The sequence below is a fragment of the Paracnuella aquatica genome (assembly GCF_003332885.2).
GTDB classification, from domain to species: Bacteria; Bacteroidota; Bacteroidia; order Chitinophagales; family Chitinophagaceae; genus Flavisolibacter; species Flavisolibacter aquaticus.
Genome location: NZ_QOWJ01000003.1, coordinates 221,050 through 233,707 on the forward strand (window position 1 = coordinate 221,050; position 12,658 = coordinate 233,707).

Annotated in this window: 10 protein-coding genes; 6 read left to right on the forward strand and 4 right to left on the reverse strand. The window is 50.9% G+C overall.

The features are described from left to right. Positions 1–147: 147 nt before the first annotated feature. Positions 148–537 carry a hypothetical protein gene (locus DRJ53_RS07230; RefSeq protein ID WP_114234939.1) on the reverse strand — a complete coding sequence of 130 codons (390 nt, stop codon included), beginning with the start codon at positions 535–537 and terminating at the stop codon, positions 148–150. A 143-nt stretch (positions 538–680) separates the two neighbouring features. Further along, positions 681–1,175: a hypothetical protein gene (locus DRJ53_RS07235; RefSeq protein ID WP_114234940.1), complete on the reverse strand. Its 495-nt coding sequence runs from the start codon at positions 1,173–1,175 to the stop codon at positions 681–683. A gap of 447 nt (positions 1,176–1,622) precedes the next feature. On the opposite strand from DRJ53_RS07235, the gene DRJ53_RS07240 reads away from it, so the two are divergent. After that, a complete protein-coding gene (locus tag DRJ53_RS07240; protein WP_114234941.1) occupies positions 1,623–4,064 on the forward strand; it encodes a heavy metal translocating P-type ATPase in 2,442 nt (813 codons plus the stop codon). Between the two features lie 184 nt (positions 4,065–4,248). On the opposite strand, the gene DRJ53_RS07245 is transcribed toward DRJ53_RS07240, so the two are convergent. Beyond that, entirely contained in the window at positions 4,249–4,965 is a 717-nt protein-coding gene (locus DRJ53_RS07245; protein ID WP_114234942.1) for a 3-ketoacyl-ACP reductase, read from the reverse strand. Positions 4,966–5,142: 177 nt separating this feature from the next. Here DRJ53_RS07245 and DRJ53_RS07250 point away from each other — a divergent pair, with 177 nt between their 5' ends. From DRJ53_RS07250 to DRJ53_RS07270, 5 genes are all read left to right on the forward strand, one after another. Then, entirely contained in the window at positions 5,143–7,041 is a 1,899-nt protein-coding gene (locus DRJ53_RS07250) for a beta-N-acetylhexosaminidase (RefSeq protein ID WP_114235051.1), read from the forward strand. 134 nt (positions 7,042–7,175) lie between these two features. Beyond that, positions 7,176–7,661 (forward strand): hypothetical protein, encoded by a 486-nt coding sequence (locus tag DRJ53_RS07255; protein ID WP_114234943.1) that lies wholly within the window; start codon positions 7,176–7,178, stop codon positions 7,659–7,661. 105 nt (positions 7,662–7,766) lie between these two features. Further along, entirely contained in the window at positions 7,767–7,913 is a 147-nt protein-coding gene (locus tag DRJ53_RS07260; RefSeq protein ID WP_155523201.1) for a hypothetical protein, read from the forward strand. A 44-nt stretch (positions 7,914–7,957) separates the two neighbouring features. Next, positions 7,958–8,614: a DedA family protein gene (locus DRJ53_RS07265; RefSeq protein ID WP_114234945.1), complete on the forward strand. Its 657-nt coding sequence runs from the start codon at positions 7,958–7,960 to the stop codon at positions 8,612–8,614. A 95-nt stretch (positions 8,615–8,709) separates the two neighbouring features. After that, positions 8,710–9,426: a hypothetical protein gene (locus DRJ53_RS07270; RefSeq protein ID WP_114234946.1), complete on the forward strand. Its 717-nt coding sequence runs from the start codon at positions 8,710–8,712 to the stop codon at positions 9,424–9,426. Between the two features lie 552 nt (positions 9,427–9,978). Here the strand turns inward: DRJ53_RS07270 and DRJ53_RS07275 are convergent. Beyond that, positions 9,979–12,564 (reverse strand): PKD domain-containing protein, encoded by a 2,586-nt coding sequence (locus DRJ53_RS07275; RefSeq protein ID WP_114234947.1) that lies wholly within the window; start codon positions 12,562–12,564, stop codon positions 9,979–9,981. Positions 12,565–12,658 lie beyond the last annotated feature (94 nt).

Genomic DNA, 12,658 nt, shown 5'->3' on the forward strand with positions numbered 1-12,658 from the left:
GGGCTTAAATGTAGGCAAATCGGCGCAAAGCCACGGGAGTTTAACCTTCCGTTTTCCCCGCCGCTGGCCGTTTCCAGGGGCAGGCGGCTTCCGGGGCAAGCAAGCGCAGCCGTGTAGCCGAATAGCTATATTTTATCACACCGTGCCTTAATTCTTTGCCTGTTGCACCACCTTTTGCAACAGGTTAGCCGTCCGTTCATTCAGGCGGTGTGCAAATGAGTACCCGTCGTTTTGATAAGCAATATAGCGGCACCCGTTGGCCGAAAACCGGGCCTGCAGCAGCAGGGTGCTGTCATTCATGTACCGCAGGTAGCCTTCGGCTGCGCAGGTGTCTTTGTATGGGTTGGAGTTGCCCGTAACCTGGTCCACCAAAATCTGGACACCAGTGGTATCTTTTGTATCAAAATACAGTGTGTCGCCGCCATTGAACACAACGATCTGCACCGCGTTGGTGGGCTCCAGAAATTTATTGTATCCACTGCCGCGTTCCATGCCGCAACCCAGCAGGAACAGAGCGGCCATCGGAATCCATTTCATGGTATGGGGTTTGGGTAAATGTACACCCCAATGCCGCACCTGCGGGCACCGGGAGGCAATGCCATGATGCTGTATAAAAGAAACGGGCCAGCATTTAATGCCAACCCGCTTGTTACCGGTCAGGAACTATTGCACACACAACATTACTGTGCCCGGTCGTATCGCGATAGCAGTGCAACGCCTGCATCGTCTACCCGCACCACCAGCAGGTTTTTGTTGTCCTGCAGGTTGGCCAGCCACACGTTTTGCCGGTCCATTTTTACATGCGTTACCCCGCTTACTGCGTAGTCATGGTAGTTTGTTTGCAACAGATGCCGGATATCGTTGGGTAAATTATGTTCGTGGCCGTAGCTCATCTGGTACAGTATGTTGCCCCGTTTGGTGTACTTGGCCCGGTTGCTCATATCGTCGGTGAGGAAGTACACGTAAAAATATTTTCCCTGTTTGTCCCAGAACGGTTGCCTGGCGTTGGCAAAATCAGCATAAAACGCCTGGGATAGTTTACTGCTGATGGGCACCGAATGTGCAGTGGTTACAAACACTTCGGGCAGCTTTTTTACTTCCTGTGCGGCGGCGTTGTGGGCAAAAATGAGGCAGAGCAGGCAGCAGCCCAATGGGGCCGGTACATTCTTTTTCATTGCATGTGGTTTTTTAAGTGAACCAAGAAGGGGCGTTGTCAGGGGTGCCGATCTACCGAAATCAAGGGGCAAGCGGGTAGAGAGCAACGTATTTCAAGGCGAGGTATGCAGCCAGTGGAACATCCAGCCGGTTAAAATAATATAAGCGCCATCAGGCTCCAATCATAAATGAGCCGTTGGCGGCAGGGGGAGGTAGTTGGCGGTTGGGAGTTGACAGTTGACAGTCAGTAGTTCATAGTTCAGAGTGCATAGTTCCGTGTTTAAAGCCGGGAGTGGCATACACCCAACCGTTTTACCGACTCCCGACTCTAAACTCTGAACTCTCAACTCTCAACACCCAACTCCCTCCCCGCCTGACTTCTCTCAGTTTCCCCTTTGACCCCCCTCAGGCCGGGCCGCCGGTTTCCGGGGCATTTTTGCAGACATTGACACCCAACGACCCAGCTCATGGAAATTGTAACGCCACCACCGCCCGCCACCAAAAAGCCCCAGCGGCAAGCCACCACCTGTTATCATTGCGGCGAAGCCTGCGACCACTCGATCGTGGACGAGGAAAAATATTTTTGCTGCGAAGGGTGCAAGTTTGTGTACGGCCTGCTCAAGGAAAACGGCATGTGCAACTATTACGAGTTGAGCAGCACACCGGGCATTAAGGTAAAAGGCAAATTTTCATCGGAGCGTTTTGCTTACCTCGACAACGAAGAAGTGGTGCAAAAGCTGCTGCGCTTTCGCGATGAAAAACAGGCGCACCTTGTCCTGTACCTGCCGCAAATGCACTGCGCCTCCTGCATCTGGCTGCTCGAAAACCTGCACGCCATCCAGCCAGGCATTATTCAAAGCACCACCAATTTTGGCCAAAAAGAAATATTCATCTCCTACGATCCTGCGCAAACCTCACTGCGCAAAGTGGTGGAGCTGCTGGCATTTGTTGGCTACGAGCCATACATCACGCTGAACGATTCGGAAACGCAGAAACCGAAAAAGATCTCCCGCAAACAGTTTTACAAAATAGGTGTTGCCGGCTTCGCCTTCAGCCAGATCATGATGCTGTCGTTTCCCGAGTATTTTTCATCGGGGCATATTTCCGAGGCATATCTCAAGAACGTATTTACCTGGCTCTGCCTCATCTTGGCCCTGCCGGTATTTTTTTATAGCGCCTCCGAGTTTTTTGTATCGGCATACAAAGGGCTGCGCCAAAGCTGGCTCAATATTGATGCGCCCATTGCCCTCTCCATCCTCATGACGTTTTCGCGCAGCGTATACGAAGTGGTTTCGGGCACCGGCGTGGGCTATTTCGATTCCATGTCGGGCATCGTGTTTTTTATGCTGGTGGGGCGTTGGTTTCAAAACAAAACACACGATGCGTTTTCGTTCGACCGCGATTATAAATCGTATTTCCCGCTGGGCGTAACGGTGTTGCGGGATGGTGCCGAAGAGCCCGTGGCTATTTCCAAGCTACAAGCCGGCGACCGCATACTGGTGCGCCACAACGAAATGGTGCCTGCCGATTCGGTGCTCATGAGCGGCGAAGCCAACATTGATTACAGTTTTGTATCGGGTGAAAACACACCGGTGCTCAAACGCAAAGGCGAACTGATTTACGCCGGTGCCCGCCAATTGGGTGGCAGCCTGGAGTTGGAGGTGGTAAAGGCCGTTTCGCAAAGCTATATCACGCAGCTGTGGAACAACAACGACGGCATGGGCGGACAAAAAAACCGCGACAAATCGTTCATCCATCCGTGGAGCCGATATTTCACTGCGGTGCTGTTTACCATTGCGGGCAGTGCCGGTATTTATTGGGCCATTGTAAATCCTGCCAACATTTTGCCTTCGGTTACTGCGGCACTCATCGTTGCTTGTCCCTGTTCGCTGCTGCTTTCGGCTACGTTTACATTTGGCAACATGATGCGGGTATTTGGCCGTAATAAAATGTATTTAAAAAATGCATCGGTGATTGAAGCGCTGTCGCGGGTGAATACGATTGTATTTGATAAAACCGGCACGCTGACGCATACCACTAAAGCCAACATCGAATTTGTAGGTGGCCAATTGAATAAATGGGAGCAAAGCCTGGTGTATTCGCTGGCCAAACAATCGGTGCACCCGCTGAGCCGCATGCTGGCAGCACACCTGCTGGAAAAGGGCGCACAGCCGCTGCCCGTGGCGCATTTTAAAGAAATTGCCGGCAAGGGCGCCGAAGCCATGGTGCACGATTGCAAAGTGTTGTTGGGCTCCGCCGCTTTTGTGGCACACAAACCAGCCGGCAAAAAAGATGGTGGCGCCGAAGTTTGGATTTCCTTCGACGGCAATACCAAGGGACATTTTGCCATCGCTAACTCTTACCGCGAAGGGGTACGCAGCATGGTGCAACACCTGGAGCAGAAAGGCTATGAAATGCATTTGCTGTCCGGCGACAACGACTCGGAGCGAGAACACCTGCAGCAAATATTTGGCAAGGAAACGCCGATGCATTTTGGACAGTCGCCGCAAAGCAAGCTGGAGTACATACAACTGCTGCAACAAACACCAAAAGCCCGTGTGCTGATGCTGGGCGATGGCCTCAACGATGCTGGTGCCCTGCGCCAAAGCGATGTAGGTATTGCGGTGAGTGAAAACACGAGCCAGTTTACGCCGGCTTCGGATGCCATTTTGGATAGTTCGGGTGTGGGCAACCTGCACCAGTTGGTAGGCTATGCCCGCAGCGGCAAAACCATCATCACCGGCGCATTCATTCTTTCCATTTGCTACAACTTCGTAGGGTTGAGTTTTGCAGTCAGTGCAAACCTGTCGCCTATGGTGGCAGCCATACTGATGCCCGCAAGTTCTATTTCTATTATCCTGTTTACCGCGTTGTGTGCATCTATTGCTGCAAAGCGCAAAGGGTTGTAAAATGAAGTTTATAAAATAAAAAATGGCTGCAACAGGAAGTTGCAGCCATTTTTGTTGGCTAAATTTTCTGGCTACCTAACAGGAACCCATAGCCGGTTTTGTTGTTTATTGAATGATTGCATCAATAGTTTAGTGCATGTACAACATTTCCTTCGTGCCCATTGTGCCTTCGTGGATCAAAAACTTATGGGTTGGTACTCCACAAGCCTGCTTCTTTTACAAACACACGGCGGTTGAGTTTCAGCTGCATCACAATGAGTTCGGCAAAGTCTTCGGGCTGCATTACTTTTTCCGGGTTGCCATCGGTCAGCTTCAGCTCTTTGGCCAGGTCGGTGGCCACAGTGCTGGGCGTAAGCGCCGTTACGCGGATGTTGTGTTTGCGCACTTCCTGCATCAGGGATTCGGTAAGGCCCAGCACGGCAAACTTCGATGCGCTGTAAGCGCTGGTTGCTGCGGCACCACGTTGTCCGGCGGTGGAGGAAATGTTTACAATGTCGCCGGTTTTTCGGTCGATCATTTGCTGCAGCACAGCGCGGGTGGTGTAATACACGCCCATGAGGTTTACCTTGATGATTTGCTCCCACTGGGCCGGCTCCAGCTGCAAAAAGCCGCCGAACGCAGCCGTGCCTGCATTGTTGATCAGGATATCGATGGGCCCCAGTTCGCTGGAGATTTTTGCCACGGCTGCATTCACCGCATCGAGGTTGGTGATATCGGCCACGGCTACCGACACTTTTACGCCTTTTGCGGCAGCGGTTTCAGCCACCTGCTGCAGGTCGCCTTCCGAGCGGGCCAGTAGCCCAACGTGTACGCCTTCGGTTGCAAGCGCCAGTGCTACCGCTTTACCAATTCCTTTTCCTGCACCGGTCACCAGTGCTATTTTTCCTTGTAATGATTCCATTGCTACAATTTTGCCGCAAAGTTAAGCCCGAAGGTTGTGCCCTGCCAACAACCCGTTTTGCCCCAAAACTTCCTTTAGCGCAATCGATTGCAGCGCCGTTTTTACAATCTGTTCAGATGCGATACATTAACTTGTAGCTCATTTTGCCACACCTTTTGGAACCTGAATATGCTCAACATGAAAAAACTGTTTGTACTTGCCGCCGGCTTGCTGTTGTATGCTTCCGGTTTTAGCCAAAGCACCCCAAAGCCGGCCATCATCCCCGAACCGGTTAGCATGACGACGGGCAGCGGCCTATTTACCCTGCCCCAGCAGGTAGTGATTGCTGCGGACGCCAACCCTGCGTTAACCACTACCATTGATTTTTTAAAACAACGCCTGTCGGTGCCTACCGGCTACAATGTATCGGTAAACAACAGCGCAGCCGGCGCCACCGTTCGGCTGCAATTGCTGCAAACCCCCGATGCGCAGATTGGGCAGGAAGGATATAAAATTTCGGTAACGGGAAATGGTGCGGTGGTTTCGGCCAATGCGCCTGCAGGTATTTTTTACGGCGTGCAAACGCTGCTGCAATTGCTGCCCAAGGAAATTGAAAGCCCCACCGCCGTGCAGGGCGCGGCTTGGAACATGCCGCATGTGGAGATCACCGATTATCCCCGCTTTGGCTGGCGTGGACTGATGTTCGATGTGGCGCGTCATTTTTTTACCAAAGAAGACGTAAAGCAGTACATCAACCAGATGGCCCGCTACAAGTACAACCTGCTGCACCTGCACCTGACCGATGACGAAGGCTGGCGTATTGAAATTAAAAGCCTGCCCAAGTTGACAGAAGTGGGTGCGTGGAACGTAAAAAAAGAAGGCTATTTCGGCACTTTTTCGCCGCCCACTAAAGACGAGCCCCGCAACTACGGCGGCTTTTACACGCATGAAGATATTCGCGAACTGGTACAATATGCACAGGAGCGTTTTGTAAACATACTACCCGAGATTGATGTGCCCGGCCACAGCTTGGCAGCAATTGCCGCTTACCCCGAGCTGGCCTGCTCGTTTGGCAAAGGTCCCAAGCCTGAAGTATCATCGGGCCAGTCAATTAAAGACTGGAGCAAACACATTGCACTCATCGACGACAACCTGTGCCCGGCCAATGAAAACGTGTACCAGTTTCTCGACAAAGTGTTTACCGAAGTAGCGCAGTTGTTTCCTTTCCCGTACATCCACATGGGCGGCGACGAAACCTTTAAAACCTTTTGGCAAAGCAGCGATGCGGTAAAGGCCCTGATGAAACGGGAGAACCTGAAAAACATGGACGAAGTGCAAAGCTATTTTGTAAAACGCGTGGAAAAGATCGTTTCATCAAAAGGCAAAAAGGTGATTGGCTGGGATGAAATACTGGAAGGCGGACTGGCACCTGGTGCAGCGGTAATGAGTTGGCGCGGTATGAAAGGCGGTATTGCTGCCGCAAAAATGGGCCACGAAGTGGTGATGAGTCCCACCGATTTTGCATACATCGATTACATGCAGGGCGATGCGTTTGTGGAGCCCCGCATTTATGCTTCGTTGCGATTGAACAAAGCCTACCAGTTTGACCCGTTGCCCGAAGGCGTAGATCCAAAACTTATCAAAGGCGGACAGGCCAACTTGTGGACCGAACAGGTGTACCACATGCGCCATGCACAGTACATGACCTGGCCCCGCGGTTTTGCCATTGCCGAATCGGTTTGGTCGCCCAAGGCAAAAAAGAACTGGGATACATTTGTGCCCCGCGTGGAAGCGCACATGAAGCGCTTTGATGTGGCCGATGTAAAATATGCACCCAGCATGTTCGATCCGATTGTAAAAGTGGGCCGCGGCACCGATGGCAAATTGAAGATCGACCTGAGCACCGAAGTAAAAGATCTGGACATTCACTACTCGTTCGACAATACGTTCCCCGACCACCACTCACCAAAAGTGCAAGGAACCTTGGTGCCACCAAAAGATGCAGTGATGCTGAAAGTGGTTACCTATCGCGGCAAAGAACAAAAAGGGCGGTTGATTTATATGCCCATTGCAGATTTGGCCAAGCGGGTGAAATAACGACTTTGAAAAATGGGATGATGCGTCTTACCAAAAAGGCCGGTGTTCATGCACCGGCCTTTTTTATTGGCCCCTTCTTATTATGTTTTTCGGGTATATAAATTGGGTAACTTAGAAAGATAAAATGTAATGTTATGAAAAGGCTTTATTCTTTTGTAACGGTGTTTTTATGTTCCCTTGCCTCGTGGGCACAAGTGGACCCTGCAACCAATCCGGATGGTTATGTAAAACGACTGATGGAGCGGTATACGGTGGCGCCCACGGGTTGTGAAGGTTGCGAATCTACCGGCATTGTGCTGGTGCAGGTTGCTAAAAGCGGCGACCGGTTGAAGACCGATTTTTTGTTCAACTCATTTACCCAAAAACAAGTACTGACCGAAGCTGCGCTGAACCAGGCCAACAACCTGGAGCAGATCAAAGCTATCCCCGACGGCTTCCAGATCACCATACCGGTGTTTATTTATTTGGGAAACGACGATGGAAAATTCAGCGAGCCGGATGCGGCAACCAAAAAGCGTTATGAAGAAGTGTTGGCTTCGCTAAATAAACAACAAAAAGTTTCCAGCCCGGTGATTGTGATTGGCTACAAGCCACAGCAAAAAGCGGGGACTGGCAGATAAAGCGCATCACGTTTACCTTAACCAAAAATCATTGCAACACGCATGCAACGGCACCGCCGGTTCATGCGTGTTGTTTTTTTATATAGTATTATAACCCTTGTTCGGTTGGAAAAAGTTGGTGCTGCGATGCGCAGGTTGCACATAAAAATTTGTGATCGCGGCTTTGGCTGCTGTTTACACATCGGTAGTTTTTCTGATGCCTTTGTTGCTTTGCCTGCTGCGGCAAAAATGGATACGGCAAAAAATCGCTAATCTTGCTGGAATTTTAGCCCAAACAAAAACATAATCGGCACACCTTGGAAATCATACAATCGATCATCGACTTTATCCTCCACATCGACCAGCACCTGGTGGAGATCGTGAGCAATTATAAAACCTGGACCTACCTTATTTTATTCCTCATCATTTTTGCCGAAACCGGTTTGGTAGTAACACCGTTCCTGCCCGGCGATTCGCTGCTGTTTGCTGCCGGCACCATTGTAGCCCGCCCCGAAAGCGGCCTCAGCATTTTTTTGTTGTGCGGCATCCTCATTGTTGCCGCCATCCTCGGCGACTTGGTGAACTATCATGTAGGCAATTATATTGGTCCGCGGGCATTTAGCGGCCGCTACAAATTGTTGAAGAAAGAATACCTCGAACAAACGCAGGCATTTTACAACAAGTATGGCGGCAAAACCATCATCTATGCCCGCTTTGTACCCATCGTTCGCACCTTTGCGCCGTTTGTGGCTGGTGTGGGCACCATGTCGTACAGCAGGTTTGCATCGTACAATGTTATTGGCGGTGTGGTGTGGGTTACTTCGTTCCTGTTCCTGGGTTATTTTTTTGGCGGCATTCCGGCCATCAAAAACAACTTTACCTATGTTATTTTCGGCATCATCTTTTTGTCGCTGGTGCCGCCCATTATCGAATTGATCAAGGCCAGGCGTAAAAAGCAGGCGGCTGGTAATTAAAATATCCCGGGGAAAATTTTATCCTCTTTTTGTAAAAAGGCATAAAGCATACACCTTGCTTTGTGCCTTTTTATTTTGGTTTAAATTGCCCCGGTATGAACACCCAATCCTTAGCCATTGCCACCATATCGTGGGCCCGCGATGCCCATGAAGCAACTGTTTTAACCAGTTCACTGACCCAGCTTTCCACATTTGGCCTGCCGCTATTTATTACGGATGCCGGCTCAGATGTAGCTTATGTTGCCGGCTTGCAAGGCTTACCCAATGCTATGGTAATGGGACCTGTAAAAGGGTTGTGGCTTCAAACAAAAAGCAGCATAGATGCCGCCGCTGCTACCGGTGCCGAATGGATCTTTTATGCCGAACCGGACAAGCTCCATTTTTTTACACAACACCTGCGGCAAATGCTGGCACAAATTGAGGTGGATGACCGAAACGGCATATACCTAGCCAGCCGGTCGGCTGCGGCATTTGCTACTTTTCCCGCTTTCCAACAAATGACCGAAACCACCATTAATCGCTGCTGCGCAGAGTTGATGGGGAAGGAACTGGATTATATCTACGGTCCGTTTTTGATGAATGCCAAACTGGTGCCCTACCTGCAAAGCATGCCCGATGGATTGGGCTGGGGCTGGCGGCCTTATACCTTTATGCTGGCGCATCGGCTGGGCCTAAATATTAAAGGCTTTAGTGGTGATTTTTTTTGCCCCGAAGACCAGCGCCAGGACCACCAAACCGAACGCATCTACCGGATGAAACAGATGGCGCAGAACATGGAGGGCTTGGCTGCAGGGGCCGCGGCGGTTCTGTAGTGGAATTTATTTTTCAGCAATGAATTTGATTTGGAAAAGCTTTTGCGTTGATATTTCAATTGTTAAACCGCCATTTGCATTTGTCATAGTTCGGATTGCCCTGCTTAGCTGCCATTTGAATGATCGGATTCTTTGCTATTGTTTTTATATGTGCCCTTGGCCAGCATACATTTCGATACGCTAAGTATACTTCGCATTGTCATCCTGCGAAGGAAGGATCGGAGCGTTGTATAAGCGGTTGCGATGCTTAACTTAGATGCTTCGCTGCGCTCAGCATGACAAAGCAAAGTGCCTGCCTATATCGAAAAAGAAATAAGTCATGCAATAATGCAAATAGCTGTTTTATTGCTGAACAGTGATCTGCTGCACTTCACTACAGTAGTACTAAGGCTTAATCAAGGCACAAACCCGAAATCAGGCTGTCATTTGATTTCGGGCCTGCTTTTTTGTTACTTTTTTGCAGGAGCAAAAAAGTAAATGCACAATCAGAATATGGACGCCTAAATCCTCTAAATACTTTTCGATTAGAGGGATATTATAAAACAAAAATCGTCACCGCACCAACATCACCGTTCCCTTCCGTACAATCTTGCGGTCATCGAATGTAGTGCCCGTGGCAAGAAACACATAGACGCCGCTGCCCTGTGCACTGCCGCCAATACGGCCATCCCAACCCTGGCCGGCTGTACGGGTGCTGTAAACCAGTTGGCCCCAGCGGTTGTACACCTGGAATTCGGTCAGGCTTTTCATGCCCACCAGTATGGGTTTCAACACATCATTGCGGCCATCGCCGTTGGGAGAAAATGCTGATGGCACCAGTATATCGGCGCCCAGTTTATACACCACTACCTTGATGCTGTCGGTAGCATAGCAGCCATCACGTTCCACCGATACACGATACGTAATTGTTTCTGTTTCGCGATCAAGTAATGCTACAGGGTTGGCTATATCCGGGTTGTTGAGTCCAAAAAGAGGCGACCATTGATACGCATCACCACCAGATGCCTGCAACTGCAGCGGCTGGCCGGCAACAACGGCGGTATCGCGGCCCGCATCGGCAAATATCCGCGGCACAACGCCCACCAACACCGTATCGGAAACTTCCTTAGGGCAACCCAGTGTGTCGCTCACCGTTAGTACATAAGCAGTGGGCTGCAGCGGCCTTGCCAGCGGCAACAGCGAGTTGGCCGGTGTCAGCGTGCTACTTGGATTCCATCGAAAAGCGGAGGCTACCATATCGCCCTGCAGGCGTACATCGGTGTCGTAGCAAATCAGCGTATCGCGGCCTGCAAATGCCTGCGGGTACGGTGCCACTTTTACAACCATCGTGGCTTCATCCTGGCAGCGGCCCAGGTTGGCTGTTACCCGGTAGCTGGTTGTAACATTGGGCGCCACCATCGGGTTTCTGGCAGTAGCATTATCCATCCCCGTTGCCGGCGTCCATTGGTATTGCAGCGCCCTGCTCTGCGGCAGTAATTGTATGCTGTCGCCGCGGCAAATGGAAGTGTCCGCGGGCAATTGCACCGTAATAAACGGCAGCACCGCAACCCGCACCGTATCGGTAGCCACACAGGTTTTTTCGGTAAGGGTTACTTTGTAAAAAGTAGTGTCCTGCGGAAACACCCGAGGCGTAGCCGTAGCAGCATCCAGTATGCGCCCCGATCCGTTGGTGGCGGTCCACTGGTAGGTGCCGGCACCCGAGGCCCTTAATTGCAGCGTATCGATGCTGCAAATCAGCGTATCCTTAAAACCTAGCTTGAGGTCGGGGCGGTCATAGACGTTCACGGTTGTTTCAATGGTATCAATGCAGCCCTTGCTGCTGCTCACGATCATTGAAACCGGGTATTGCCCCACACCGCTAAACTGGTGGGTGATGTTTTGGTCGGTGGAGTTGGTCACCGGGAAAATATTCCATTTCCATTTGTTCACCACGCCATAAGTTGCTTTGGTGGTATCGGTAAAAACAAACGGCGATTGGTAGCAACTGCCGTCGATGGAAAAGCCCGCAGCAAAGCCCGGGTAAACGGCCACCTCGGTAGTGGTGCTGTCGGTGCAACCGTTGGTGGTGCTTACTTTTAATTTAACCACGTACCGGCCTGTATCGGGGTAGGTGTAAGAAGGTCGCTGTGCGGTTGAAACATCGGTGTTGATACCGGATACACCAAAATCCCAGGAGTAGGTAGCTACTTCCGCATTGGGGTTTTCGTTTTCAAAAGTGGAAGTAAACGAGTTGCAATTGATGTATTCGGGCTGCAACACCGCGGCCGATAATTTGCAATTGGCCACCTCCACCTGCACTTCTTTTTTGGTGGTGGCAATCAGCATGCCGTTGCGGTATTCCGATACACAGACCGAAACAATATACTTACCCGTAACTGCCGGCGCAGTACCCGATATCATGCCGGTGCGTGGGTTGATGGTAACGCTGGTGCCCAATGGAATAGCGCCAGAGTATCCGGCCGAATATCCCACTTCGTTATAGGGCGGATCGGCTGGTGGGTTGGGTTGGCGCTGGGAACCGGAGCCGCCGGTAAGTGCCGAGCAAAATGCATAAGAAAGTGAATCACCGTCGGCGTCGGTGGCACTCATATCGAGGCGGAAAAAAGAGCTGTAACAAATAACAGCCGTATCGCGTGCCGCAAACTGCGGGCTGCTGTTGCGCCGGTTGGCACCACCCGGCACAGTGGCAGTAAACGTGCTGCCATAACTGTTGGATGCCACCAGGTTTTGAATGCCCACAATGCGGCAGCATTCCTGTTCTACCAGCAGGTACCCCGCAGCATTGTTGGCCAGTTCAACCTCCTGCACATAAGTGGCCACCACAAAGCAAACATTGGGTGCGGGGTTGATGCAGCCAAACGATTTTTTATAAATAGAATCCTGCCCGCTTTTTTGAATGGTGAGGGTGCGCAGCAGCTTGTTGCCTGCACCATCAAATATGCCCACAAAAATTGCAGTTTCGGTAAACTGCGTGCCGCCGCAATCAATGTAGTGAGTGCCCGTGATGCGGTATTTAGTAGTATTGGGCGCAGCACCCACACCGAGGTATTCGTAAGTAAGCATGCCGCCCTTGCCGTGTAAGGCCCAGCCGGTAATTGATGCACACAAGAATAGAAGCAAAAGGAAACAGGTTCTCATAATCAGCGGCCGGTATTTATGCAGGCAAAAGCATTGGGTTTTTGGCGCCAAATGGCGCTGCAGGCCTTTAAGTTAAATAAATTAAATAGGTAAT